General features: G+C 68.6%; 23 protein-coding genes and 3 pseudogenes. 16 read left to right on the top strand and 10 right to left on the bottom strand.

Going from position 1 to position 26157, the window contains the following annotated elements; translation table 11 throughout:
- The first annotated feature begins 71 nt into the window (after positions 1-71).
- Positions 72-470 (top strand): DUF4307 domain-containing protein, encoded by a 399-nt coding sequence (locus tag ABZ453_RS06445; protein WP_359012114.1) that lies wholly within the window; start codon positions 72-74, stop codon positions 468-470.
- Positions 471-637: 167 nt separating this feature from the next.
- Entirely contained in the window at positions 638-1138 is a 501-nt protein-coding gene (gene greA, locus ABZ453_RS06450; RefSeq protein WP_240862790.1) for a transcription elongation factor GreA, read from the top strand.
- Positions 1139-1250: 112 nt separating this feature from the next.
- On the opposite strand, the gene ABZ453_RS06455 is transcribed toward greA, so the two are convergent.
- The 3 genes from ABZ453_RS06455 to ilvA form a co-directional block, all read right to left on the bottom strand.
- On the bottom strand, positions 1251-2108 hold the full coding sequence (locus tag ABZ453_RS06455) for an ABC transporter permease (protein ID WP_359012117.1): 858 nt from the start codon (positions 2106-2108) through the stop codon (positions 1251-1253).
- Complete coding sequence (locus ABZ453_RS06460; RefSeq protein WP_359012119.1) at positions 2105-3115, bottom strand: ATP-binding cassette domain-containing protein; 1011 nt, start codon at positions 3113-3115, stop codon at positions 2105-2107. Before ABZ453_RS06460 ends, ABZ453_RS06455 begins: the two co-directional genes overlap by 4 nt.
- 214 nt (positions 3116-3329) lie before the next feature.
- A complete protein-coding gene (ilvA, locus tag ABZ453_RS06465) occupies positions 3330-4559 on the bottom strand; it encodes a threonine ammonia-lyase (protein ID WP_359012121.1) in 1230 nt (409 codons plus the stop codon).
- A gap of 163 nt (positions 4560-4722) precedes the next feature.
- On the opposite strand from ilvA, the gene ABZ453_RS06470 reads away from it, so the two are divergent.
- The 3 genes from ABZ453_RS06470 to ABZ453_RS06480 all read left to right on the top strand — a co-directional run bounded on the left by ABZ453_RS06470 (position 4723) and on the right by ABZ453_RS06480 (position 6807).
- Positions 4723-5229: a MarR family transcriptional regulator gene (locus tag ABZ453_RS06470; protein ID WP_208783080.1), complete on the top strand. Its 507-nt coding sequence runs from the start codon at positions 4723-4725 to the stop codon at positions 5227-5229.
- A 728-nt stretch (positions 5230-5957) separates the two neighbouring features.
- Positions 5958-6461 carry a sigma factor-like helix-turn-helix DNA-binding protein gene (locus ABZ453_RS06475; protein ID WP_359012123.1) on the top strand — a complete coding sequence of 168 codons (504 nt, stop codon included), beginning with the start codon at positions 5958-5960 and terminating at the stop codon, positions 6459-6461.
- 97 nt (positions 6462-6558) lie between these two features.
- A complete protein-coding gene (locus tag ABZ453_RS06480) occupies positions 6559-6807 on the top strand; it encodes a hypothetical protein (protein WP_359012125.1) in 249 nt (82 codons plus the stop codon).
- A 13-nt stretch (positions 6808-6820) separates the two neighbouring features.
- On the opposite strand, the gene ABZ453_RS06485 is transcribed toward ABZ453_RS06480, so the two are convergent.
- Positions 6821-7975 (bottom strand): cystathionine gamma-synthase, encoded by a 1155-nt coding sequence (locus ABZ453_RS06485; RefSeq protein WP_359012127.1) that lies wholly within the window; start codon positions 7973-7975, stop codon positions 6821-6823.
- Between the two features lie 173 nt (positions 7976-8148).
- Here ABZ453_RS06485 and ABZ453_RS06490 point away from each other — a divergent pair, with 173 nt between their 5' ends.
- From ABZ453_RS06490 to ABZ453_RS06505, 4 genes are all read left to right on the top strand, one after another.
- Complete coding sequence (locus tag ABZ453_RS06490) at positions 8149-9267, top strand: hypothetical protein (protein WP_359012129.1); 1119 nt, start codon at positions 8149-8151, stop codon at positions 9265-9267.
- 803 nt (positions 9268-10070) lie between these two features.
- Positions 10071-10748, top strand: a complete 678-nt coding sequence (locus ABZ453_RS06495; protein WP_359012131.1) for a Crp/Fnr family transcriptional regulator — start codon at positions 10071-10073, stop codon at positions 10746-10748.
- Between the two features lie 177 nt (positions 10749-10925).
- Positions 10926-11237: a hypothetical protein gene (locus ABZ453_RS06500; protein ID WP_359012133.1), complete on the top strand. Its 312-nt coding sequence runs from the start codon at positions 10926-10928 to the stop codon at positions 11235-11237.
- Positions 11238-11681: 444 nt separating this feature from the next.
- Positions 11682-12320 (top strand): hypothetical protein, encoded by a 639-nt coding sequence (locus ABZ453_RS06505; RefSeq protein WP_359012135.1) that lies wholly within the window; start codon positions 11682-11684, stop codon positions 12318-12320.
- 332 nt (positions 12321-12652) lie between these two features.
- Here ABZ453_RS06505 and ABZ453_RS06510 read toward each other — a convergent pair whose 3' ends face one another.
- Positions 12653-13333: a hypothetical protein gene (locus ABZ453_RS06510; protein WP_359012137.1), complete on the bottom strand. Its 681-nt coding sequence runs from the start codon at positions 13331-13333 to the stop codon at positions 12653-12655.
- Between the two features lie 141 nt (positions 13334-13474).
- Here ABZ453_RS06510 and ABZ453_RS06515 point away from each other — a divergent pair.
- Positions 13475-13630: pseudogene (locus tag ABZ453_RS06515) on the top strand (DUF4291 family protein); the annotation flags it as partial.
- Between the two features lie 159 nt (positions 13631-13789).
- Here ABZ453_RS06515 and ABZ453_RS06520 read toward each other — a convergent pair.
- Both ABZ453_RS06520 and ABZ453_RS06525 read right to left on the bottom strand, forming a co-directional pair.
- Positions 13790-14913: pseudogene (locus tag ABZ453_RS06520) on the bottom strand (winged helix DNA-binding domain-containing protein).
- 214 nt (positions 14914-15127) lie between these two features.
- On the bottom strand, positions 15128-15727 hold the full coding sequence (locus tag ABZ453_RS06525; RefSeq protein ID WP_359012139.1) for a hypothetical protein: 600 nt from the start codon (positions 15725-15727) through the stop codon (positions 15128-15130).
- A 221-nt stretch (positions 15728-15948) separates the two neighbouring features.
- On the opposite strand from ABZ453_RS06525, the gene ABZ453_RS06530 reads away from it, so the two are divergent.
- Positions 15949-16614 (top strand): hypothetical protein, encoded by a 666-nt coding sequence (locus ABZ453_RS06530; protein WP_359012141.1) that lies wholly within the window; start codon positions 15949-15951, stop codon positions 16612-16614.
- 371 nt (positions 16615-16985) lie between these two features.
- Here ABZ453_RS06530 and ABZ453_RS06535 read toward each other — a convergent pair whose 3' ends face one another.
- Positions 16986-19448, bottom strand: a complete 2463-nt coding sequence (locus tag ABZ453_RS06535) for a PA14 domain-containing protein (RefSeq protein ID WP_359012143.1) — start codon at positions 19446-19448, stop codon at positions 16986-16988.
- A gap of 349 nt (positions 19449-19797) precedes the next feature.
- Here ABZ453_RS06535 and ABZ453_RS06540 point away from each other — a divergent pair.
- From ABZ453_RS06540 to ABZ453_RS06550, 3 genes and pseudogenes are all read left to right on the top strand, one after another.
- Positions 19798-20314 (top strand): annotated as a pseudogene (locus ABZ453_RS06540) (DUF4291 domain-containing protein).
- Positions 20315-20552: 238 nt separating this feature from the next.
- Positions 20553-20966, top strand: coding sequence for a hypothetical protein (locus ABZ453_RS06545; RefSeq protein WP_359012145.1), 414 nt, complete (start codon positions 20553-20555; stop codon positions 20964-20966).
- Positions 20967-21011: 45 nt separating this feature from the next.
- Positions 21012-21269: a hypothetical protein gene (locus tag ABZ453_RS06550; protein WP_359012147.1), complete on the top strand. Its 258-nt coding sequence runs from the start codon at positions 21012-21014 to the stop codon at positions 21267-21269.
- Here the strand turns inward: ABZ453_RS06550 and ABZ453_RS06555 are convergent.
- Entirely contained in the window at positions 21253-22770 is a 1518-nt protein-coding gene (locus tag ABZ453_RS06555) for a lysyl oxidase family protein (protein ID WP_359012149.1), read from the bottom strand. The two genes, ABZ453_RS06550 and ABZ453_RS06555, sit on opposite strands and share 17 nt — an antisense overlap.
- A 181-nt stretch (positions 22771-22951) precedes the next feature.
- On the opposite strand from ABZ453_RS06555, the gene ABZ453_RS06560 reads away from it, so the two are divergent.
- Entirely contained in the window at positions 22952-24058 is a 1107-nt protein-coding gene (locus ABZ453_RS06560) for a serine hydrolase domain-containing protein (RefSeq protein WP_359012151.1), read from the top strand.
- A gap of 24 nt (positions 24059-24082) precedes the next feature.
- Here ABZ453_RS06560 and ABZ453_RS06565 read toward each other — a convergent pair whose 3' ends face one another.
- Entirely contained in the window at positions 24083-24799 is a 717-nt protein-coding gene (locus ABZ453_RS06565; protein ID WP_359012153.1) for an SDR family NAD(P)-dependent oxidoreductase, read from the bottom strand.
- Between the two features lie 92 nt (positions 24800-24891).
- Between ABZ453_RS06565 and ABZ453_RS06570 the strand changes: the two genes are divergently transcribed.
- A complete protein-coding gene (locus ABZ453_RS06570; RefSeq protein WP_359012155.1) occupies positions 24892-25704 on the top strand; it encodes a helix-turn-helix transcriptional regulator in 813 nt (270 codons plus the stop codon).
- Positions 25705-26157: the final 453 nt, after the last annotated feature.

The raw sequence follows: 26157 nt of genomic DNA on the forward strand, positions 1-26157 counted from the left end.
TATAGTGACCGAATCGGGGGGCGAATAATTCCGGGGTACGGCTCCGGGGGCCCCGCACCGAGAGGACGATCATGAGTACGGCGAGCACTCAGCTGCCCGAGGGCCGCTACGGTCGCTCCTCGGACGAGCGCGCCGACCGCAAACTCAAGATCGCCGGGACGGTGCTCGGCGCCCTGCTGCTGGCGCTGATCGGTTACTTCGCCTACCACTACGTCGGCCAGAACAAGATCAGCGGCGAGGTCATCACCTTCGAGCCCCACAAGGACTCGGTGCAGATCCATCTGGAGGTCCGCAAGGACTCCGGTACCTCCGGCTACTGCACGATCCGCTCCCAGGCGGCGGACGGCACCGAGGTGGGCCGGGCCGACTTCCGCTTCACCGGGAGCCCCACCCGCATCGACCGGGTCCTCACGCTGCGTACGACGGCCCCGGGCACCACGGCGGAGCTGCTGGGCTGCCACGCCGACTGACGTCACCCGGAAACGTGTCGGCTGACCTGCGGCGACGTAATTCTGATGGCTTATGTCCTCCCCCTTCGGCCGCTGAATTGTTAGGCTCGTGGTTTCGCCCATCCGTGAAGGAACATTCTTCTGGGTAGGGCGATGCTTTGTATTCCCAGTACCTACGAGGAGCACCTGTGACCCAGACCAGCGAGAACGTCACCTGGCTGACCCAGGAGGCGTACAACCAGCTCAAGGCCGAGCTGGAGTACCTGTCTGGTCCTGCGCGCACGGAGATCGCCGCCAAGATCGCGGCCGCGCGCGAGGAGGGCGACCTGCGTGAGAACGGCGGGTACCACGCGGCCAAGGAGGAGCAGGGCAAGCAGGAGCTCCGTGTGCGCCAGCTGACCCAGCTCCTGGAGAACGCCAAGGTCGGCGAGGCCCCGGCGTCGGCGGACGGCGCCGTGGCGCCCGGCATGGTCGTGACGATCGCCTTCGACGGCGACGAGGACGACACGATGACCTTCCTGCTGGCGTCGCGCGAGTACGCGAGCTCCGACATCGAGACCTACTCGCCGCAGTCCCCGCTGGGCTCCGGCGTGATCGGCCACAAGGTCGGCGAGGACGCGGAGTACGAGCTGCCGAACGGCAAGAAGGCCTCCGTACGGATCCTCAAGGCCGAGCCCTACAACGGCTGACCCAGGCCCCCCGCACGTCCTTGGCGAGCCCCCGGCGTCCCGTGACGCCGGGGGCCTCGTCATGCGGGCGGGTCATGCAGTGGGTCATGCGGGCGGGGTCACGCGGTCGGGCTCACGCGGTCGCCGAGCGGTACTTGCGCACCGCGAGGGTCCGGAATATGACGATGATCAGCGCCGAGTAGATCAACGAGGCCCACACCGGGTGCACCATGGGCCAGGCGCCGGACGCCGACTGGCCCGGGTTCGCGAACAGCACGCGGCATGCCTGCACCGTGGCGCTGAAGGGGTTCCATTCGGCGATGTGGCGCAGCCACGGGGTCATGTGGCTGGTGTCCACGAACGCGTTGGAGATGAACGTCACCGGGAACAGCCAGATCAGCCCGCTGGAAGTGGCCGCCTCGGGGGTGCGCACCGACATGCCGATCAGGGCGCCGATCCAGGTGAACGCGTAGCCGAGCAGGAGCAGCAGGCCGAAGGCGCCGACGACCTTGGCGGCGTTGGTGTCGCCGTTGGAGCCCACGCGCCAGCCGACCAGCAGGGCGACCACGGCGAGGACGACCAGGGTCAGTGCCGTCTGCACCGAGTCCGCCAGGGTGCGCCCGGTCAGCACCGCGCCGCGGGCCATCGGCAGCGAGCGGAAGCGGTCGATGAGGCCCTTGTGCATGTCGTCGGCGATGCCCGCGCCGGAGCTGGCGGTGGCGAAGGTGACGGTCTGCGCGAAGATGCCCGCCATCAGGAAGTTCTTGTAGTCGGTGGCGCTGGTGCTGCCGCCGATCTGCATGGAGCCGCCGAAGACGTAGGTGAACAGCACCACGAACATGATGGGCTGGATGAGCCCGTAGATGATCATCTCCGGGATGCGGGACATCCGGATCAGGTTGCGTTTGGCGACGACCATCGAGTCCCGGAAGGACTGGCTGACCGGGTTCGTGCTCGGCGCGACCCGCACGGCGTCGGTGACGGCGCTCACTTGGCTGCCTCCTTCTTCTGACCGCGTCCCTTGGGCCCGGCCTGCTCGTCGCTCTCGGTTTCCTTGATCTCGGCGACATGTCCGGTCAGGGAGAGGAACACGTCGTCGAGGGTCGGGCGGCGCAGCCCGATGTCGTCTATCTCGATGCCCCGGACGTCCAGCTCGCGGATCACCTCGGCGAGCAGCTTGGCGCCGCCGGTGACGGGCACGGTGAGCTTGCGGGTGTGCTCCTCGACGGTGAGCTCGCCCTTGCCGAAGCCGGCGAGGACCTCCCCGGCGACCGTGATGTGCTCGCGCTCGTGCACCACGACCTCGACGCGTTCGCCGCCGGTGCGGGCCTTGAGCTCGTCGGAGGTGCCGCGCGCGATGACCCGGCCGTGGTCGACGACCGCGATGTCGTGCGCGAGGTGGTCGGCCTCTTCCAGGTACTGGGTCGTCAGCAGCAGGGTCGTGCCGCCGGAGACGAGCTGTTTGATGACCTCCCACAGCAGCTGGCGGTTGCGCGGGTCCAGGCCGGTCGTCGGCTCGTCCATGAACATCACGGGCGGGGAGACGACGAGGGCGGCCGCGAGGTCGAGACGGCGGCGCATGCCGCCTGAGTAGGTCTTCGCGGTCCGGTCTGCGGCGTCCGTGAGGTCGAACTGGTCCAGCAGCTCCGCGGCGCGGGCCTTCGCCGCCCTGGCCTTCATCTGATAGAGCTGGCCGACCATCTGGAGGTTCTCGCGGCCGGTCAGGTACTCGTCGACCGCGGCGAACTGGCCTGACAGGCCGATCGAGCGACGCACCTCGTTCGGTTGCTTGAGCACGTCGAGGCCGGCGACGACGGCCTTGCCGCTATCCGGTTGCAGCAGGGTCGTCAGACAGCGGACAGTGGTCGTCTTGCCCGCGCCGTTCGGCCCGAGCAGGCCCAGCACGGTGCCCTCGGGGACATCGAGGTCGACGCCGTCCAGAGCCCTTACGTCCCCGAAGGTCTTCACCAGACCTTCGGCATAGATGGCGCCTGGCATGTGAGTCTCCACGTCGTCGGGGATTCTTCGAAAAGGCCTAGGCAAGCCTAGGTTTTGTGCGATTTGTTCCGCCTGCTGGATGACGCGGCGGCGGCCACGAGACACACCATAACGCGATGTATCGCGTCTCTCAATGGATTTACCCGATCGAGTGACATCGAGTGACGAAGAGCCCCTGAGCAGGCCGTTCCGCTTGGGCGGGCGGTCTGCGACCTCAGCCGATGACCGTGTACCCCGCCTCGCGCAGCGCCCGGCCGACCTCGGCGCAGTGCTCCGACCCCTTCGTCTCCAGGTGCAGCTCGACCTCCGCCTCCGTGAGCCCGAGCCGTGGATCGGTCCGTACGTGACTCACATCAAGGACGTTAGCGTCCACCACTGACAACACCCCGAGAAGCGTCGCGAGCGCCCCCGGCCGGTCCGTCAGCCGCAGCCGTACGGCCAGGTAGCGGCCCTGCGCGGACATGCCGTGCCGCAGCACGCGCTGCATCAGCACCGGGTCCACGTTCCCGCCCGACAGCACCGCGACGACCGGGCCCGCGAAGGAGCCGGGCTCGCCCAGCAGTGCGGCGACCGGGCTCGCGCCGGCCGGTTCGACGACCAGCTTCGCCCGCTCCAGGCACAGCAGCAGCGCGGCGGCGAGCTGATCCTCGGTGACCGTGCGGACCTCGTCCACCAGCTCCTGGACGATCCCGAACGGCACGTCGCCGGGCCGCCCGACCTTGATCCCGTCGGCCATCGTCACCGGGTTCTCGACCGACACCGGGTGCCCGGCCGTCAGCGAGGGCGGATAGGCCGCCGCGCCCTGCGCCTGCACGCCCACGATCCGCACGTCCGGCCGCAGGGCCTTCACCGCGACCGCGATACCGGCCGCGAGGCCTCCGCCGCCGATGCCGACGACGACGGTCCGCACCTCCGGGCACTGTTCCAGGATCTCCAGGCCGACCGTGCCCTGGCCGGCGATGATGTCGGGGTGGTCGAAGGGGTGGATGAACACCGCGCCCGTCTCGGCCGCGTACGCCTGCGCGGCGGCCAGCGTCTCGTCGACCACCTGCCCGTGCAGGCGCACCTCCGCGCCGTACTCGCGCGTGGCGCTGATCTTCGGCAGCGGGGCGCCCCGCGGCATGAACACCGTCGCCCGCACGCCGAGCAGGGAGGACGCGAGGGCGACGCCTTGCGCGTGGTTGCCGGCGCTCGCCGCGACCACCCCGGCGGCCCGTTCCTCCGGCAGCAGGCCGGCGATCCGGACGTACGCGCCGCGCAGCTTGAAGGAGCCCGTCCGCTGGAGGTTCTCGCACTTGAAGTGCACCGGCGCGCCGACCAGCTGGGACAGATGCCTGCTGCCCTCCATCGCCGTCACCCGTGCCACGCCCGAGAGCATCTTCTGGGCGCCCCGAACGTCGTCGAGGGTCACGTGCCGCAAGGAGTCAGCCGTGCTGTAGCTCATGACTCAAGCATCGCAGTTCACAGGGTCCCGCGACCGGTGTGACCAACCTCCGAGACTGGTTTGCGCAGCGCCGGTACGGCCCGCCTTCCGGCCGCGTACTCTGTCCCCCATTCACAGACCACCTTCATGAAGCGAGCCTCCGGCCATGCCCACAACACCTGAAATGTCGATGGACATGACGACCGTCGGTGACAGCGGTCTCCTCGACACGCTGCAGCACGAGGTGGCGGTCTTCGCCCGGCGTGCCGAACAGACCCGGCTCGGGGGGGTCGGGCAGGTGCGCAACTCCATGGACCGCGCCGCATACCTGCTGCTCAACCGCCTGGACAAGGAAGGTCCGATGGGCGTCAAGGCGCTCGCCGCCAGCATGGGCATCGACTCCTCGACGGTCACCCGGCAGGTGGCGCCGCTCGTGGACACCGGGCTCGTCAAGCGCACCTCGCACCCCGAGGACGGGCGCGCGGTGGTACTCCAGCTCTCCCCGCGCGGCCTTTCCCGGCTGGAAGAAGTGCGCTCCTCCAGGCGACAGTTGATGGCGGAGTTGACCCAGGACTGGGAGCAGGAGGAGCGCGAGGCGTTCTGCGCGCTCCTGACCCGCTTCAACACCGCCCTGTCCGCCCGGATGACGGCCCAGGGCGTTCCGGGCCCGGAGGCGTCGTCCCCGTCGTAGACACTCGGCACGCGCACGACGGGGGACGCGTGCGGGGGTGGGCGTGGCGATTCACGCGGCGGGGGGCGCTTCACGCGTGCGGGGGTAGGGGCGTGGCGGCTTCACGCGCGCGTACGTGCGCCACGCCTCACGCGCGTGCGTCGGGGCTGCACGCGCGTGTGCGTACGTCGAGAGGGGCACGTGCGTTGCGCGTCGGGGGCTCCGCGGTGCGTATGACGTCGGGGAGCTGAACCCGTGCGTGGGCGCGTCGGGGGCTCAACGGATCTTGGTGCACCGGGGACTCCGACCGTGCGAGGTTGTGTCGCTGGGCTCCGGAGCGTGCGTGGCCGTGCCAGTGGCTGCTTACGCTGCGCGCGGGGACTTCACGGGCGCCGAGCGCGTCGGCAGTTGCATCGCGCGTGCATGACTGCGGCACGCTGCTCCGCCCACGCGATCATGGCTCCTCTGGCGGCTGCTGTGTGTGCATGGGTGCGTCGGGGGGGGCCGCGCATCTGCGGGTACCCCGGGGCTCCGGGCGTACGTTGGGTGCGTCGGCGACTGCTGCGCGTGCGTCACGGGGGTCAGCGCGTGCGTTGGTCGGGGAGCCGGGCGTGTTGTGGTTGTCGCGCGGCTCTTGACCGTGGGGCCACCTCTGGCCTCATATGAGACCGGGCCCGTCGTACACGGTTCCGGATGCCGTACACGGCCGGGCCCCGGTTCCGCAGGGTCGCGTCAGGGCGGGAGGCGCGGTGCGACAACGGCAGGCGTTGCAGGGCGCCCGCCGGGCCCGGGAGTTCGAGGCGTTCGTCGCGGGCGCGGCAGGGCGGCTGCTGCATGCCGCCACGCTGCTCACTGCGGAGGCCCCGGACGACAATCCGCGCGCGCGGCGCCTGCTGACGCTGGCCCTCGCCCACACGTACATCTCCTGGAACCGGCTGCGCGGCGAGGACCCGTACGACCGCGCCCGCCAGTACCTGGCCACCCGCTTCGCCCGCGCGGCCTGGCACCAGTACGGCGGTCTCGGCCGCGCCCGGACCCACCCGGGCGCCGCCCTGGCCACGCTCGCACCGCAGGAACGCCTGATCCTGGTCCTGCGCCTGTACGAGGGCGTCGCCGAGGAACAGACGGCGGCCCTCCTGGGCCTGCCGGTGGAACGGGTCCGCACGATCTGCGACCGCGCGACGACCACGCTGCTGCAACCTCCGCGGAATCCCGCTCCGGCCGTGGTGGGGGCGAAGGTGGCACCGTCATGAGTCGCCGCGACGGCGGGATGGGGGACGCCCGCGTGGGTGACGTCGGTGCGGCGGCCGTACGCGCGCGAAGCGGCCCGGGTGAACGGGGGTGGCACGGGTGAACCGGACCGAGCGGGAAGCCACCGTACGGCGGATCATGGAGCAGGCTCCGCCGCCCGTGCCGCCGGACCTGTACGCGGAGGTCATGCGGCGGGGCGCCCGCATGGTGCGCCGCAGGAGGATGGTCCGCCGGACGCTGTGGCTGCTGCTGTGCGCCGTGGCCGTGGCGTTCCTCGTGTGGGCCATGATGGCCCGCCCGTGGGTGGAGCCGCCCTCGCAGACGACTCCCCCGTACACGGGCTGGTGAGCCGCGTGGGCGGCTAGCCGAGGGCCTGCTGCAGGTCCTCCAGGAGGTCGTCCACGTTCTCGATGCCCACGGAGAGGCGGACGAGGTCGGCGGGCACCTCGAGGGCCGAGCCGGCCACGGACGCGTGCGTCATGCGTCCGGGGTGCTCGATCAGGGACTCGACGCCGCCCAGGGACTCGCCGAGCGTGAACACCTTGGCGCGGTTGCAGACCTCCACGGCCGCCTCCTCGCCGCCGGCCACCCGGAACGACACCATGCCGCCGAAGGCCCGCATCTGCTTGGCGGCGACCTCGTGGCCGGGGTGCTCGGGCAGACCCGGGTAGAGAACGTGCGTCACGCGCGCGTGCCGGGTCAGCATGTCGGCGACCTTGCCGGCGTTCTCGCTGTGCCGGTCCATCCGCACGGACAGCGTCTTGGCGCCGCGCAGCACCAGCCAGGAGTCGAAGGGCCCGGCGACCGCGCCCATCGCGTTCTGGTGGTACGCCAGCTCCTCGCCGAGCGTCTCGTCGGCGACGACCAGGGCACCGCCGACGACGTCCGAGTGGCCGCCCATGTACTTGGTCAGTGAGTGCACGACGACGTCCGCGCCGAGCGCCAGCGGCTGCTGCAGGTACGGCGTGGCGAAGGTGTTGTCCACGACCAGCCTGGCGCCCGCGTCACGGGCGACGTGGGCGAGGGCGGCGATGTCGGTGATGCCGAGCAGCGGGTTGGAGGGGGTCTCCACCCACACGGCCTTGGTCTTCGGGGTGATGGCGGCCCGTACGGCGGAGGGATCGCTGGTGTCGGCGACCGACCACTCCACCCCCCACCGGGCGACGACCTTCGCGAAGAGCCGGAATGTGCCGCCGTACGCGTCGTTGGGGATGACCACGTGGTCGCCGGGGCTGAGCAGCGTACGCAACAGGCAGTCCTCGGCCGCCAGTCCGGACGCGAACGCGAGACCTCGGCGACCGCCCTCGAGGGCGGCGAGGTTCTCCTCCAGGGCGGTCCTGGTCGGGTTGGCGCTACGGCTGTACTCGTAGCCGCCGCGCAGGCCGCCCACGCCGTCCTGCTTGTAGGTCGAGACCTGGTAGATCGGCGGGACGACGGCGCCGGTGAGGGGATCGGCGGTGTTGCCCGCGTGGATCGCGAGGGTCTCGAAGTGCTGACTGATGTGCCTGTCGCTCATGGGCACCGAGGGTAGTGCGCTCGCGAGGCGAGTGACGGACGCCGAGGCCGGAGCGGTCCCACGGTCGGGATTTCCCTCGGTCACGGGCCGGCCAGGCACCGGGCCGCGGGAGTTTTCCACAGGTGCGCCGACCGGGTTGGCCAATTGTCCGAGGCGTCTGGAACGCTTGAGGCATGGAAATTCTCTGGGTCCTGATCGCGCTGGTCATGCTCGGCTTCGTGCTGCTCCCGGTCATGCGGCGCCGCCGGGGCATGATCGAGCAGGTCCCACCGGGCCACCCGGACGCCGCGGACCCCGCGAACTACGGCTTCGTACGCGAGGAGGAGCTGGACGTCCGCATGCCCGGCCTCGACCAGGACCTGCTGGACGTCCTGGACCTGGTGCAGCGCACCCAGGACTACCGCGCCGCCTCCCAGCTGCTGGCCGGCACGGAGACGGAGGGCGAGCTGCGCTGGCAGCGCGTGCAGGCCTTCGCGGGCGCCGCGTCGCTGGAACTGCAGCAGCGGCCGGGCGGGGTCAGCGAGACGCCGGGCGGGCAGTGGCTGCGGGTGTGGCGGGCCGAGCAGCCCAAGGACGCGGGCGGGGCGGCCGTGCACGCGGAGTTCCTGGCGCAGCAGGCGTGGCGGACGGCGACGCGGGGCACGGACGAGTTCCGGATCATCATGGAGGAGGCGAGGGCGGCCTGCGGCGACGCGGCGCTGCTCGCCCCCGGCGATCCGGTCCCGTACATCGTCGAGCTGTCGGTGGCGCGCGGACTGGCCTATCCGCGGCCGGAGTTCGAGCAGCTGTGGCTGAAGATCCTGGACCGCGCCCCGGCGCACATGGGCGCGCATCTGGCCGCGCTGCACTACTGGTGTGAGAAGTGGCACGGCTCGCGGCAGCTGGCGTACTCCTTCGCCGAGTCCGCGGCGGCGAGAGCGCCGCAGGGCTCGCTGCTGGCCGCCATGCCGCTGTTCGCGGTCTTCGAGCACCTGCCCGAGGTGAACCTGGTCAGCGGCTTCTACCAGAGCGAGGTCGTCACGAAGGCGATCCACGGAGCGCTGCACGCCGTCCACTCGGCCCGCCCGGACGACCCGATGCTCGCGCACGTACGCCATCTGCTGGTCTTCTTCCTGGTCCGCGCCGAGCGCTGGTCCGAGGCGATGAACCAGCTCATACACATCGACGGCCACATCGGAGCCCTCCCCTGGACCCTGTCCGCCGACCCGGCGGCGGAGTTCGCGGTGTACCGGGCACTGGCGGTGGCGGGCTACGAGGCGAACGGCGGCAGCCCGGCGACGCTGCCACAGTGACGATGCGGAGGACTCCGGAATCCCCGCCGACCGCCCCCTGTTGACGTGGGCGAACAGTTGAGTTGAGGTCCTGCCGTCCTCTTCAAGTTCCAGGACGCGGACGGGCACGGGTGGCTCCGGGAAATGGGCAGGCCACCACAGCAATACGCGGTCCAACCCGCTGCGTAGCGGGGCACACGGCAGCACAGGCTCGTCTGGATGGAATCAGGCTAAGTATCCCGTTCGAGCCGAATTGGGGTGCGTCTTGCTCAACCAGCCTCACGCCTGCCCCCACGAATGACTGTCCGTACGTCGGCGTCCCCGCCTTGGGCGCGGTGTCCGGGTTCGGTGATCGTCGCATCGCCGAACTCAGCTTCAGGGAGCACCGAGCACCTGCCTGTAATCCGAACACGCCTGCGCAAACACAGGTCTGGAGGGGCTCCTTTCGTGACCACGTCGCCTCTCCTCTACGGCCACGACGCGCGCACTCACGACCGCGCGCCGCTCCGCTTCAGGATGTGGCCGCTTCTCAAGCCGGGCCGCCGCGGCGGCACCGGTCGCGTCTGGCGACGGGACTCGCGCTACCGAAGGCATCTCGGCCGGGCTACAGGGACCTGGACGGGGAGCGGAGCAGGTTGGCCGTCCTGTTGGGTGGCTGAGCATGCCAGCCAGCAGCGGTGGCCTGCCAGGAGACCTGAGCCTGTGAGGCGACGGACCCCAGCGGGTCGTCCCCAGCAGGCGCCCGTCCCAGATCAGCACTTGATCACCGAGCTACTCTCAGCGTGCCCTTCCGCAGAGTTATGTGAAGTACTACACTCAAGAGTGTGAGTCATCCTTCACCGGAAAGCGGTCTACCCCTCCTCGTTGAAGACGAGATAGCCGTATTGGAAGATCTGGGCCATGTGCTGCGGTACCCCTCCGGCAGCGTCCTGTTCGGAGAGGGCGAGGAGACGGACTTCGCTCTACTCATCCGCAGTGGACACGTCAAGGTGCAGATCGGGAATCCCCCACACATCGTGGCCCTCCGCGGCCCAGGCGAGATCATCGGCGAAATGGCCGCAGTCAGACAAAAACCACGCTCGGCCAGCGTCTTCGCCCTCGATGACGTAGAGGCCTTGTACCTGCCTGCCACGACATGGCTTCATTTCTTGTACGATCACCCGCGCGCAATGCACGCTCAACTGATCGCCGCCGATGAACGCCTCGAGGAAGCGACCCGCAAGAGCGTCGAGTCTTTCCTAGGCGTAGAGCAGAGACTCGCTAAGGGGCTAGTCGAACTGACCTCGAAAGAGCTGGGAATCCAGACTGAGAACGGACTCGCCCTACGGTTTAGCCAACAGGATCTCGCGGATTTGGTCGGCGCATCACGCGAATCGGTGACGCAGGTGATCAGAAAGTTCAAAGAGAGAGGCATTGTAACCACCGGACGTCAGGTAATCACAATTCGAGACCTCCCGTCATTGTCTCGTATCGCTGAGGGGAATTTTACCGCGTCATCCTAGTTTACATTTAAAAATCCACAACCGAGAGAGATTTCGCCCACCATGGAAGTTAATAAGAACATCACAAGGCACCCTCTCGTCCGGCGCCTAATTTCCTTGAACTTTACAAAAGGCGACTTTCTCATCTTCGGAAGTGCCCCATTGTTGGCCCACGGCATCCGAAGGAGTATCAGCGATGTGGATGTACTGGCCCGAGGGGCCGCATGGAGCGAGGCATGCCGACTAGGGGTTCCCGCTACAGGAACTTCAACCAACAGCGGCGCCATGCATTTCTGGGGTGGACGCATTGAGGTGTACAGCGAATGGATTTCTCCGGGCTTCAGGTTTGAAGAATTGATGGAGCGTGCGGACTGGATCGACGGACTGCCATTCGCATCCCTATCCGATGTCGCCGCATACAAGAAGAAGCTGATGCGCCCTAAAGACATAGATGATCTTCGGATCATGGAGGGAAATACCGTCAGCCACTCAGATAGGGCTGTCAGCTGACAGATCCTTTAACATCACGCCAGGTGGAAAGCGGCATTCACCGGCAACTAAAACCAGAACATCGTCAAACGCGGGAGCGTCGATGTCCCACCACACAACCGTCGGATCTGGAGCTCAAGAAAACCCCCTCTGCCTGCGCCGCGATCATGTCGACATGGAGCGGCGGCTAGAAAGGATTGAACGCGCGATCGATTACCTCCTCGTCGCGCTGACCGTTCTCTGCTGGATCTCGGCCTCTGCACTATTCGGGATAGCCGTCTACCAATTTGTCGTAAAGCAGAGCGGTCCAATGGCTGGCGGTGGGGCCGCCCTGGCGACGCTACTCTATGGTGGTGCCGCATGGGGGAGGCACCGAGTAAGAGTTCGAAAAGAGGAACGTAGGAGTTGAGGATCCCATCCCGAGACGGGCACCCGCAGATAACGTCAAAGTGAGCTGGAGGACGTATGGAATTTGACGGTCTGACCAGGTTGTGCTTGTTCATAGATGTGCAAGGCTACAGCCAGCGCCCAATTGCAGACCAGTCTCGCATCCAAGGATGGCTCGTCGAGATCATCGAGAGAGCCCGCGACGGAGCCGGCCTCACTGAGGAGGAGGTCGTCAAGCAGGACCAGGGCGATGGAGCCCTGCTGCTAGTCCACCCGCACATTCCTCTACCGCGAGTTCTTCCCCGCTTGGTGTCCGCACTCATGGAGGCTGTTGAATGGATCAATGAGCCGCTACGGGAAGAATCCCGAATCAGGTTGCGGGCCGCATTGGATGCTGGCGTTGTACGTCAAGCAGCGAACGGATATGTGGGTCGAGCAATCATCTCCGCAGCAAGGATCGTCGGTTCCCGTGCGTTGCGAACTGCTCTGAGTGAATCATCCGGTACTGGAGTCGCTCTAGCCGTGTCCGACAGCCTCTATCAGGATGTGGTGATGAGTGGTCTGCCGGGCCTGTCGTCCGGCAGCTTTCGGGAGATCGCAGTCCAAGAAAAAGAGTATGCCGCATGGGCCTGGCTCCTGATACAACCTGGCAGCGCTCCCGTCGCAGCTCTCCAGGAAGCTAATGACAAACCACGTCCTAAGCCTGAGGGGAATTGAGCTCGCCCCGTCGTGCCCGGCCACCGGTGAGCAGGGTTCATGAAACCCAAGGCACCGACAGCAGAGGCTGAAAGGCTGTCCGGCCAAGCCGTTGATGTGCTGGTGCGGGCTTCGATTCAGCGACATCCGTAGCCGTCTCGAACTGCCACCCCTCCCAAGGGGCACATGGCAGCCCAGGCCCGTCGGGACGGGGGTCTCCTGCCCGATCGGTGTGACGCCGGCTGAGGGATGAGCAGCGACCTCAACGGGTCTTGCTCCCGCTGCCACGGATGACTGGCCCCATGTCGACGGCCGTGTTCGGCGACCATCGTGCACGTTGCGCTTCGCAGGGTTCAACGAACCGGCTGCGCACCTGTGGTGTGGTCGGCTCCGCCTGGCGATGAACCGACGAACACTGCCAGGTAACGGAACTCTCCGCCTGCTCCACTCTGCTCGGAATACGTCTCCCATCTGAGGGGGTACGCACCTCGCAGGCTGCAAGCGTTCGGCTCGTAAGTCCCCTCGGCCCAGAGCAGCGTCCCCGCCAGCCCCCGCCCGTGGTGAATCCGGAAGTCATCGTCCCGGGTGCGTCGGCGGCCGGGGCCCGGCGGAGTCCAGAGGGACGGCTCGTTGGACAGCATGAGGGCGAGACCGTTCTGATCCGGCCGACGACAGAAGCGCTCCAGCCTCGCAATGTCCCGAACGAAGTGCAGGCGGGCCAGGTCCGTGGCGCCGTGTGCCTTCAGGGCGTAGTCCTCGACCGGAGTGCCGGCCGTGCCGGTCCAGCCGCGGGTGAAGTACTTGAATTCGATCGCGGTGCTGCCGTGAGGCCCGAGGCACTGGAGGTCCAGATACTCGGCCTTGCCCGACCCTCGCTGCGGAACCTCAAGCCGTGATTGCACGTCCGGCGCCAACTCCCAGAGGACCCGGGCAAAACTGTGCTGAAGATCGGCTTCGGAGTGGAAGACCGGCCTGTGCCGAGACAGCATCACCATGACGTCGTCGACCGGAACCCGTCCGGCGATCATTCTCATGCGATCCATCGATGCTGTAGTCACTGCGCCATTGAAGTGGTCCCTCACCTGGACTCTCAACCTCTGCCGGTCTCATGAACGGCAACAGACGCCTTCGAAAATAAATGGCCGGCAGGGATCGAGGACCTCAACCTGTACATCATGGACGAACCGCAACACAGGATCCGGGCGCTGCACACGACATCCACGATCACCGTTTACCAGGCGTACGCCCCGACAATCGGCCTGTCCGCCGTCCAGGACGGCCGTTTCCCGGCCATCTGGAAGCGCGACAGGATGACGTGGGTCACCAAGCCGCGTTCACAGACCATGACCGTCCTGCTGGCAGCGTCCGCGCACGGGCTGATCTGCTCCACGTCGATGCCGTGGGCCCGGACGACCTCTTCCAAACCACCCTCGCGCCCTTAGCCGCCGCGGACGAAGTCCCGTAGGCAAGCGTGCAGCCTGGCGGCGCGGTCAGCCCTTGACCGTCATGCGCTCGACAGCGGGGACCCCCTTGTCCCACCAATGTCCATAACGCCGGTAGACAGATAGATCGCGGTTGACGAGCAGCGCTGACAGCCTCTCTGCCTCCTCCGTCAGACCTTGCCACGTGGCCTTGCCGAGCTTGCGGAACGTGCTCAACTCCAGCCGGCCGTCCGCTGCACGCCATACTCCGGCGACCTGCCCGTCGACGAGCAGACAGGGCAGCATGTCACCATTGCGCCGGACGACCAGCGGCCGGTACTCCTCGGGCATGACGCGACCGGGGATGACGTGGGCCAACAGCGTGCTGTCCCACATCGGCAGCAGCCTCGGCGGCGCCGGGGTGTCCTCGGCGGGCAGGGTAGCGTCCACGAGGTCGAACAGAGCGGCGCGGCCCCGCCCTGCCACTGGTACCACCTGGTCGCCAAGCTTGTGTAGCGCCTGGGTTATCACGGGACGCGTCAGCAGGGTGAACCGGGCGAAATCCTGGGCCGACGCAGGCCCGAACGCCCGTAGGTAAGAGACCAGCAACCGCTGAACCCCAGCGTCCGATTCCCGTGGAGCGGATCCAGGAGCCGTTGGGGAGACACGGTAGGTGTTCGGCTGTGTGAACGATCACGGGCCACCCGTCGGCACATGATGCACGGGGGCATACGTGCGCAGCGCCCACCACACACGGTGCGCGTGCTCGCCGAACCTCCCCGTGACGTAGTGACGCGGGGCCGCTCCAGGAACCCGGCGAGCTCCTGGAGTAGCGCATCAGCGTCAGTGGGGGACAGTCCTGTCGCGGTGAACCGTCGGTCGTAGAGCCGTGACGCCCGCAAAGTGCTGAACATGGCAGCGTGATAGGGCTCGTAGTCCTCGGCGTGGACTGCATGCAGCGTGAGCCGCATGAGGGTCGCCTTCACGATCCGGCGGTCCGCGAACGCCGCGTCGAGATCCTCAGGCGCGAAGTCCTGCACGCGATTCCATAACGCCAGATACGGCGATGCCGGCGCCTGCGCCTGCAAAGCACAGATCCGGCGAACAGCCTCCGCCACATCAAGGCGTTGGCGTTCGAGCAAGAGCTGACGGTCCAGGGTGGCCAGGGCGAGCTGTCGGGCGGTGAGTATCACGCCCGGATTATGTCTCCCCCGGCCACCCCAGAGGCCGGTCCGCCCCGACTTCCGCCGGCCCGCCAGCCCGCCAGCAGTCCAGAGTTCCGCAGTCAACAACTTGCCAGTTGCAGTCGGCGGAGCCGAGACAAGGGTCTGTGAACGCGGCTTGACATGGATCATCAAGCGCGTTCACAGACTCCCGCGCGGTCGGCCGGGGGAACCCGCTCGGCTCTCAGAGGCCGGCTGGGTGGCTGGAAAGCCAGGCGGTGTGTTGGTCACGCACACCGTCACGCTCTGCGGGCGTGACAAGGATGACGTCTGCGCCCCCGTCGTAGGGATGGTGGATGCGCCGCAGTTCTGTGTCGACAACAAAGACTTCGACGAGCGCCTCGTCCGCGACGGCTCGCAACAGCTCGTCAATGCATCCGCGGTTCCACCGACGCTGGTCTGCATACAGACGCGTGTGGGTGTGGAACTCCGGGTCGGGGTCCCCTTGGTCCGACTCGGTCCACCAGCGGACGCCGTCGGGGTGCAGCATCGGTCGTGGAGTCGGGTAGCCCGCAGGCCCTTTCGGTGTGTACGACCAGTCCATGGTCACCACGAACACGTCCGTGTCCGCGAACAACTCGTCGAGGATCGTGTTGTATCGGTCCAGCACGATCGCGTACTCGTCCTCGGACTCCGGGTAACGCTTCGAGCCGGGAAGGCTGTGGAAGCGCACCCAGCGATCGGCGTACCTGGTGCGGAACGTGTGAGCGACGGGAGGGCCTGACGGATGCCGTTCGTTCCACAAAGCCGCCAGGAGATCAGGGTCCACGGCGACACTCCCCATTGGTCGGAGCGACACCGATCGGACAAAAAACGCCGGTCCCGCCGCGGTCGTTGATGTCGCGGTCAAGATACTGCTGGCGGTAGCCGTCCGCCGGGCAAAACGTACAGCCCACAAAGCAAGGCAGGCGTCCATCCCGATGACGGTGGCCGCGGGCTGCGCCTGTGCGGTGGACCAGGGGCACTCTTTTAGGGGCCGGCCTTCGAGGCGAGGATCATGGTCCCGTGACGAAGTGGACGAAGGAGACGCCCCCGGTCGGCCAGTCCGATCATGAGCCCCAACTCTCGGACTACCAGCGGACGATGCGGTACCGGATTCTCGCGGCCCCGGTGGTGCCCGCGCCCGACCCCTGGCGGCCCGTCTTCGAGTACGAGTACGGCGTCCCTGTCGGCGGGCTGCTCGGGATCGGCTTCGCGACGGACCCCGACACCGGCCATGATCTGGTGATGGTCGTCTCCCACGACGGGCACGGTCTCTTCGACGCCGTCACCGGCGAGAAGATCGCGCGGGATCGTGACGCGGACCTCGAGGAAAGTGGTCGCGACGCGGACCCCGCACTGTGGTGTCCCGGGTTGGGACCGGTCGCCGGAAGCAGGGTGCGCATCGCCGGACTTTTCGGGGGAGGACTGCACACCACTAGCGGAGACGGTTGGACGCTGGAGGTCCTTGCCCCGGCCTGGCCGAACGAGCGTGTCCTGCTCTCTCGCGACGGCGGTCTGCCGCACTCCGGCCCGCACGGGGAGCGCTGGTGGCACATCTTCCATTCCAACTACTCCGAACTCCGTGCCGCTGGATTTTCTCCCTCCGGGCAGACCGTTGCCGTAGCGACGAGCAGCGACCTGTCCCTGTGGACTCGCAGCGCCGACCGCGGTCGCAGCAGTAGCGACTGATGATCAGCTAGGACCTGGGGCTGACGTCGTCGGTCTGCTTGATTCTCGCTGACCACGAGGCGCAAGCTACGAGGTTCCAGGTATGGCCCGTTGCGCTGCCCCGCGGTCGGCAACGGAGGTGTCGCCCCGCCCCATAAAGGTTTGTGAGCGAGGCTTTACATGGGTCATCAAGCCGCGTTCAGGACCTGCAAGAACAAGTGCGAGAGCGCTGAGCTGCATCAGCTCCGTCGGGCGAGCCTGCCCAATCATGGATCATGGAGCTGTACTCGCCGAGGGTCGCGGCCTTGGCGGCGCGGCCCTCGGCGCGGTTGCACCGAGGCGAACGAACGCGAGAACGTGTGGCGCCCGGCGGTGAGAACAACCCCTGAGCCTTACAGTGTGTCGCCGCGGGATCCCGCGCCGTGAGTCACTGCGGCGGCGGTGCCGTCGGCGAGAACTCCAGTAATCCGGAAGTACGTCGTATCGCCGAGGGCCACCCGCACGTCGGACTTGTAGAGGGGGCCCTTGGAGCTCGCGACGGTGCTGGCGGGTTCGTAGGTGTGGGTGGACGGGTTCCAGCTGTCCACGTGGTACTCGGTGATGCCGGCGCAGAGGGTCTCGTCGTCGCATGTCCACTGCACATGCCCGAGGGCGCCGACCGTGTCTGGGGCGACGATGGTGAGCGAGCCGGTGTCGTCACCGCGGGCGTCGTCGGGCCTGTTGTCAGGTTCGGTGACGGTGACGGTGGGGGCGTCGGCCCAGGCGATGTGGTTGTCCCACCGGTCCACCGCAGCGACGAAGAAGGTCACTGTTTCGCCGTCCAGGGGTCCTGCGCACAGCAGCGCGTTCGGCACATCCTTGTCGGGAGCCGTTGACGCGGCGTCGTGACACCCGGTGCTGTCGTAGTGGATGCTGCCATCGAGCCGCTGTACGACGCGGGCGGCGACGTAGCGCAAGCCGCTTTCGGCAGGCACGTCCCAGCTCAGTACGACGCCGTCCGCACGCGGAGTTGCGGTCAGGCCGGTGAGCGCGGGCGGGGCGACGCTGTCGGGGGTCACCGTGACCGGCTCCGACATCGGGGACACGTTGCCCGCGGCGTCGGTGACCACGGCGGCGTAGGTGTAGGTGGTGCCGTCGAACGCAGGCAGTTCATCCGCGTAGTCCTCGACCGACGCTGAGGCCGCCGTCACCGTGGCGACGAGTTCGGGGTTGTGGCCGAGGGTGTCGCTGGTGGAGCGGTAGATGTTGAGGGTGCCGCCGTTGCGCAGCTCATGCTGGGTGCGTTCGCTGGGCTGGTCCCAGCTGATGTCGAGAGAGCTGGCGGTGCCCACCTTGTGGGACACGGCGAGGACAGGGGCCGTCGGAACGATGGCGTCGGGCGGGGTGACCGTCAGGACGGGGGTCCGCTCGGACACGTTCCCCACGCGGTCGGTGGCCTGAACGACGTATTGGCGGGTCCTGCCGTCGCGTGGCACTTCGCGGTCGGTCCAGGTGGTCTTGTTGCTCGCCCCCATGGAGATCCAGCCGTCGTCCGCGATCTGCCGGTATACCTGATAGGGGTAAGAGGCGAGATCCATCTCCTTGTTGGGCGCCCAGGTGAGGGTGGCGGAGTCGGTGTCCTCGTCGTACACCACCTTCTCCCCCGTCGGCGCGAGCGGGGCGACGTTGTCCGAACCCGACGCGCCGGGCGTGTAGGCGAACTTGACGGCGGCGGAGCCGGTCCAGTTGACGTAGTCGACGCGGAGGACGTGAGTTCCGCGAGGAATCGTGAGGGTGACGGCCTTGGAGACGGTGGTGGTGCCGTTCTTCCACAGGTCGATCTTGCGTACGCCGTCGAGGTAGACGCGGATGCCGTCCTGGCCGGAGGCGGTGAACTCGAAGGGGCCGCCGGAGCCGAAGTCGCGGGTGATCTGCCAGCGCACCCCGAAGTTGTCCTTGCCGACGCCGGACACTCCGGGCGAGTTGCTGCCCCAGTTCTCGCTGATCGCGGTGTCGGTGTCGGTGCGCTTCGGGGTGCCGGTGAGGGTGGTGTTGGCGAAGTACTGGCGCAGGAAGACCGGGTTCCCGGTGACCGAGACATCGGAGGTCCCGGCGGACTCGTTGCCCGACATGTCGACGGCGCGGACCTCGTAGAGGTGGGTGGTGCCTCCGGCGGTGGTGTCCGTGAAGGTCGTGCCGGCGACCCTGGCGATGGGGCTGCCGAAGGAGGTCTGGTCGGGGGTGCGGCGGTAGACGCGGTAGCCGGCGATGTCCATCTCCTTGTTCGCCGACCAGCGCAGGACGTTCCGCTTGGCATCGGCGTCCCGGGCAATTGACAGCCCGGTCGGCGTGAGAGGGGCGACATGGTCCACGGCGGCGCTGGTGCGCGGGGTGTAGGCGAACTTGACGGCGGCGGCGCCGTTCCAGTTGACGTAGTCGATGCGGAGGGTGTGGGTGCCGCGGGGAATGGTCAGGTCCACGGTCCGGGAGACGGTGCTGGATCCGTTCTTCCACAGGTCGATCTTGCGTAAGCCGTCGAGGTAGACGCGGATGCCGTCCTGGCCGGAGGCGGTGAACTCGAAGGGACCGCCGGAGCCGAAGTCACGGGTCATGGTCCAGCGGACGCCGAAGTTGTCCTTCGAAACGCCGGAGACCCCCGGCGAGTTGCTGCCCCAGTTCTCGCTCACTGCGGTGTCACAGTCCGTGCGCTTCGGTGTGCCCGAGAAGGAGGTGTTCGCGAAGAACTGCCGCGTATAGGTGTTCGCCGCGCAGGCCGCCGCCGACGCCGGCGAGGTGGCGACCGAGACAAGACCCCCCGCCATCGCGGCCACTGCCGCGGTCGCGACGGCCAGACGGGGTCTTCCGACACTGCTCACTGCATCCCCCCATGGACACATGACTGCCCCGCAGGCAGTCGTACGAGACATGAGATTCATGAGAGCAGCCTGTGGTTGTACGGCCAAACGGTTTCCAGTGGCTTTCGATGGCGGGGCATCAGGTGACTGCGTCATTTGTGACGCTTCGACTCATCCGCTGCGGGCAGCGGCTGTTTCGTCGACAGCCCCAGATGCGCTTGGCGTGTCGCCGGGGTCGCCGTCGGGAGTGGAGCTGCGGTCTTCGCCGGGGCCTTTGGGCTCTGCATGACGGCCGTGTCCTACATGAAGAAGCAGATGACCGGCGCTGCGTGGGGGCGGTTTCCGAGTCGAACGGCCCCAAGCACTTGCGCTGTCACGCCGAGGGGAGAATGAGCAGCCCGATCTCCCAAAGGACTGTGAGCGAGGCTTGACATGGATCAAGCCGTCGTTCCTGTGGATGATGTACCGCTGCGGCTGGGGCACGAAGGCGGGGCAGGAGACCGTTCTTGCCGTCGAGATTGCTCGCGACGGCTTTGAGTGGGCACTGCGCAACGCATGCCTGTCGAGCTATGTACGTGGACTGCATTCCGACCGCAGCACCTGGCAACGCGAGTTGAAGCGTGCACCGGCCCGTGTCCAGTGGGATCCGGAGCGCGATCTGCGCCTCCGGCCCCTGCCGTACCGCTCTCTGCAACTCGGGCTCTCGGGTGAGGCCGTACGACGTTACGCGGACGAATGGACGGTCTCCATGACGGACGTGACTCCGCTCGCGCAGGAGATCCACGCACTCGTGACGACGGCCACCTGGACTCCGCGAACCGACTGCTGCCCGAGGAGAGCGGGCATACCCCGTCGAGGACGATCTGCTCGCCCACCTGCGCTCGTGACCGGACATGCTCGGCCGGCTACGCCTCCCCCGTCGTCGGACGAAACCGCGTCGAGCTTCACGTCGCTCGGGCCGTGGGCGGTGGTGAGGTATCAGTGAGGGTTCAGGGGACCGTGGACAACCGCACCAGAATCCGTGTCGAGCTGCTCCTCGAGATCATGGCGCGCTACGAGTCGCTGACCTGAGCCGGGAGAGGCCCTCGGCCGGAGGAGCCCGGTGCGGGCACGGTCCCGCTATCCGTGTTCGCGGCGGTCCCGCTGCGTAGCGTTCCGGGCAGGGACGTGACGTTCACCAAGCTTGCCGGGCGGCACGTCGTCAGGCGGCTCGCTTCCGGGCGCAGCAACATCTTCTGGCCCCTGGATCCGGCGGTCAGGGGGCGTCAGAAGTGCCGGGAGGCGAAGCGTCCGACGAGCAAGGCGGAGGATGCCGGCATGGCACGGTCCGAGGCGTTGGCCTCCGTCTGCGCGCCCCTGTGGGAGGTGCGGGCCGGTCACCGGTCCGAATTGCTCGTCTGGTTCTCCCAGGTCGAGTCGGATCTCCTCGAATCTCCTCTGGTCGACCGCATAGTGCCCCGTCTCAACGAGTTCGCCGGACGCCGGCATGCGCTTTCGGTCGGCGGCGGCGTCACGCTGTCCTGGCCGCTCGGCGAGTGACGACGGCTCGTCGTCGATCGAATCCCTCGTCTGAACCCCCGCCAAGTGTGGAGCACGCCTCATCGCCGTCGCGACCCGCAGTTGTTCAACACCGGCGCGCTGGACCGACATACCGCTGATCCGGGAGGTGGGCTGGCCCGTACGAAGGCATACCTGTCGGGCCTGCGCCTGCCGGTGGCGGAGGCGGCACTCGGGCGGCTGCTCCGGTGCGAGACCTCCGGCGACTTCATGGTCGACGAGTCCGGAGCCCGGCGGGCGGAGGTGCCGGCCCCCGCCCGCCAGGTTGTCAGGGAGCGTCGATGAGGCCGTACTTCGGGACCGTCACCGTACGGGACCCCGGCGTGCCGCCGAGGACGACCTTGCGGTAGGTGATGTTGTTGGCCGTGCTCTGCTCCTTGAGCCGGTTGTCCGGGTTGGCGATGACCTGGATGTAGTACGTGCCGTTCGGCAGGTCGGAGACGTCGAAGGACTGACCGGGCCGGTACTGGCTGTAGGTGTCGCCGTTGCCGACGTCGAGCACCTCACGCACGGACACGGCGGTCTCCTCGCCGCAGGCGGTGGCGAGGTCGGTGTTGTACGGGTGCCAGTTGGCGTTCTTCACCGTGTAGTCGATGGCGTCGGTGTTGGCCAGGCAGAAGGCCTCCTTGCCGCTGCGGACGATCTCCTTCTTGTCCGCGCCGAGCAGCCGGTAGCTGGCGAAGTCGCTGAAGTGCCAGTGCTGGTGACCGTCCCGCGGGTCCCACTCCATGGTGCCGGTGGGCGTGTAGCCGACCTGCTTGCCCTTGGCGTCGTAGAAGTACTGGTAGGCGTCCATCTTTTCCGCGCCGGGCTTGCGGAACCCGTCCACGACCAGCGGGGAGGGGCCGCCGTTCCAGACGGTCGCGCTGAAGGCGAGGTAGTCCTTGCCGGGAGCGGCGCCCGATCCGCCCTCGTCCCCGTTGGTGATCCCGATGCCGTACGCCGGGAGGGCGCGCAGGTCCGGCTTGGGCACGTCGGCGGGGACGGCCGCCCTGCCGGCCGGGCGGTGCGCGGCTGGCTGACGGCTCTTCGAGGCGTTCTTCCGCCCGCGCCCGGCGCCCGCCAGCCCATGGCCCTCACCGGAGTCCTGACGGACCGTCACCTTGATGGTCTGGGTCTTGTCCGGTATCCCGAACAGGTCGCGGTACTTCTTGGCCACCGACACCTTCGCGGTGTAGACGCCGGCCGGCAGGTCGACCGTGTCGCCCTCGCGGAAGCCCTGGGACGTGGCCGCGGCCCAGCCCTTCTCGACACCCCACACCCCGCCGAGCGTGAACGGGTTGTCGGAGCAGCTCTCGGGGTAGTTCGACTTGGCCGGGGCGTCCGGCCGGATGCGGCCGGCCCGGTTGTTCGGGCAGAACGACTGCGTGGTGTCGGCCACCTTCGCGCCCGACGCGTCGCTGATGCTGACCTTGAGGAAGTCCGGCAGGCCCGAGAAGTCCTTCACCAGGTCCTTCGGCAGGGACTTGGTCACGGTCCGGCCACCGGAGTGGATCACCTGCGAGGCGACGATCGGGTCGTTGTAGGACTTTCGCGTCACCCGCAGTTCGAGCGGTCCCCCGTCGACCGTCACGTAGGTGCCGAGATTCAGGTAGACCCCGGCTTCTCCCTGGTACCGGTCCAGGGTCACCGAGGTGGAAGCGGCGATGACGTCGAGCTTCGGTGTACCCGCCTGTGTCGCAGCGCCGGCGCCGGGCGCCGCGAGGGTCGCGGCGGCGCCGACGGTGAGGGCGGCGGAGGCGATGAGCGCCGAACGCCGTAAGGCCGTGGGGTGGTGTCTGGTCATGAGTGCTCTTTCTGCGTCTGGTCGGGACGAGTCGTGCACGTGGTGCAGGCACGGAAGGAATTGCTTGTGTGCCATCTGTGAAAAGGGTGAGAAGCCGGTCGAGGTTGCCTGGCGACGGAAAATCACGTCCCCCCACAAATTCGGTTGCCGCAGCACCCGCGCATGCGGGCTAATGCCACCCATGGCCGACATCGAGGGCTCGTACGACGATCTGTTCACCGCGGTCCCCAACGCGCTGGGCGCACTGCTGGACGCCGGGGACACGGGCGGCTCGGTGGCCGTCTTCGTGGACGGTGAGCCCGTGGTGGACGTGTGGGGCGGGTTCGCCGACAAGGACCGCACCGTGCCGTGGGGGCGGGACACCCTCGTCGGCGTCTTCTCGGTGACCAAGACGATGACGGCGCTGTGCGCGCTGGTCCTCGCGGACCGCGGCGAGCTGGATGTGGACGCGCCGGTGGCCCGGTACTGGCCGGAGTTCGCCGCGGCCGGCAAGGACGGCGTGCTGGTACGGCATCTGCTGTCGCACACCGCCGGGCTGCCCGACTGGGAGGGACCGGTCGAGGAGATCTACGACTGGCGGGCCGCCACCGCCCGTCTCGCCGCGCAGGCTCCGCTGTGGGAGCCGGGCAGCGCGGCCGGGTACCACTCGCTCACCCAGGGGTTCCTGGTGGGGGAGGTGATCCGACGGGTCAGCGGCCGGAGCGTGGGCGAGTTCTTCGCTGACGAGATCGCCGGTCCGCTGGGGGCGGACTTCCATATCGGGCTCGGCCCCGAGCACGATCACCGGGTGGGCCCGGCCGTTCCGCCGCCGTCGCGGGACGAGGACTACGCGGCGAGCGCGCCGGGCGGGCCCGAGATGCCCACCGGCGCGACCGCGATCAGGCTCCGGGACGGCAACAGCCTGGCCTGGCGGCGGGCGCAGATCCCCGCGGCGAGCGGCTTCGGCAACGCCCGCTCGGTCGCCCTCTTGCAGTCGGTACTGGCCTGCGCGGGGACCGTGGACGGGGTGCGGGTGCTGTCGCCCGCGGGATGCGAGCGCGCGGTGCGGGAGCAGTTCAGCGGCGACGACCTGCGCCTGGGCATGCCGATGCGGTGGGGCCTGGGGTACGGGCTGTTCGGCGGCACCTACGGATGGGGCGGCTGGGGCGGCTCCCTCGTCATGATCGACCCCGACGCGCGGATGGTGGTCGCCTACGTGACCAACCAGATGCGTGAACCCGGGGACGACAACCGGGGGTTGGAGATCGTCATGTCCGCGTACGACGGGGTGCAGGGGCTGCGGGCCTGAGCGGGACGGGGCAGCCCGACGGCCTCACCACGGCACCGGCGTCCCGTCCCAGGAGAAGAACTGGCCCGTCGGCCCGTCGTCGGGCAGCAGTGCCAGGCGTACGGCACCCTCGGCGCCCTCCGCCGGGTCGCCGCCCACGGCCTTCGCGCCCGGCACCAGGTCGGTGGCGCGCAGGCCGGGGGCGAGGGCGTTGACCTTGAAGCCGTCCTCGGCGAGTTGCTGGGCGTGGAGCAGGGTGAGGAGGTTGAGGGCGGACTTGGAGGCGCGGTAGGCGGCGGAGCCCGGACGGCCCGGGGTGAACTGGGGGTTGGGGCGGGTGCTCCAGGTCAGTGAGGACGTGCCGCTGGAGACGTTGACGATGCGTGGGTGCGCCGAGCGGCGCAGGGCCGGCAGGAAGGCGTTGGTCACCTCCAGGACGCCGATCACGTTCGTCTCGTAGGCACGGCGGAACTCCTCCGCGCCGGACTCGGTCGGCGGGGCGAGGGAGGGGTTGATGCCCGCGTTGTTGACCAGGACGTCCAGGTCCTCCACCTGTGCGGCGGCCTGGGCGACGGAGGCGGGGTCGGTGACGTCGAGGACCAGCGGACGGGCCCGGTCGCCGATCTCCTCGGCGGCCCGCCGGCCGCGTCCGGCGTCCCGCGTGCCCATGTACACGGTGAAACCCTCGGCCGCGAGCCGTCCGGCAATATGGCGGCCGATTCCCTTGTTGGCACCCGTGACGAGTGCGGTGCGATCGTTCATGTCGGCCACGGTCCTCCGGCCGGTCCGGGTCTGCCAGGGACGACCTGTACCAGGCAGCGGGCGGGCCGGGGTTCGCCGAAGGAGGTGGGCGGGTGGCGAGGCAGGAGTTGGCGCGGTTCCTGCGGGAGCGGCGCGCGGGGCTGCGGCCGCGGGACGTGGGGCTGCCGGACGGCGTACCGCGCCGCACTCCGGGGCTGCGGCGCGAGGAGCTGGCGGAGCTGGCCCATATGTCGGTCGACTACTACGTACGGCTCGAACAGGCCCGTGGGCCCCGGCCGTCGGCGCGGATCCTGGACGGGCTCGCGGGGGCACTGCGGCTCAGTCCCGCCGAGCGCGACCATCTCTTCCGCCTGGCCGGGGCGGCGGCGCCGCCGGGTGCGGGTCCGGTGCGGAGCGTACGGCCGCATGTGGCGCGGATGCTGGAACGGCTACCGGAGACGGCGGCGATCGTGACCGACGCGGCGTACGGGCTCGTCGCCTTCAATCCGCTGGCGCAGGCGGTGTTCGGCGGTGACCTCGGTCGCGGGACGACCAACCTCGCCCGGCGGCGCTTCCTGGGCGAGGGGCGGATGTACGGCAGTTCCAGTGCCGAGGAGTTCGGGCCCATCGTGGTGGCACGGCTGCGCAGGGCCGCGGACCGGTATCCGCACGACCCCGGGCTCGCCGCCCAGCTGGCCCGACTGCGGGCCGGCAGCGCGGAGTTCCGGGAGCTGTGGGAGGACCGGCCGGTCCACGCGCCCGGCCACCGCACCAAGACCGTCGACCACCCGGCCGTGGGCCGTCTCCACCTCAACTGCGACGTCCTGCTCGTCCCCGAGGACGACCAGGAGGTCGTCCTGATCACCGCGGACCCGGGCACCCCGTCGGCCCGCGCCCTGCGCCACCTCGCGCACGTGCCCCAGTGACCGCAGTGGCGGGAGCCGTCGTGCCTGCGGCGTGCAGGGGGTGAGGGCGCCCAGGACGCCCGACACCGAAGCAGCCCGGAGGCCACGGAGTCGCTGGTGCCGAGGATCGTGCCCGGGGTCCTGGCCAGGGCCGGTTCGGGCGCACGGCCACCGGGGGCGTGCTCGCCGCCGCGGCAGCGGGGTGGCGGCGACCGGTCGGCTTCGTCTCGCCGACATCGCCGCGGCCGACCCACCACCCCACCCACGCCTCTCAACTGCCGTTGCCGGGCGCCCCCGGCCGACAGGGGACGGGCACCCGGGGGCGGATCGTGCCCGATTTGCTGGCCGGGGCCGCTCACCGGGGCCGGCCGGGGCCGGTTCGGGCGCACGGCCACCGGGGGCGTGCTCGCCGCCGCGGCAGCGGGATGGCGGCGACCGGTCGGCTTCGTCTCGCCGACATCGCCGCGGCCGACC

The sequence above is a fragment of the Streptomyces sp. NPDC005799 genome, assembly GCF_040630525.1.
GTDB classification, from domain to species: domain Bacteria; phylum Actinomycetota; class Actinomycetes; order Streptomycetales; family Streptomycetaceae; genus Streptomyces; species Streptomyces griseorubiginosus_B.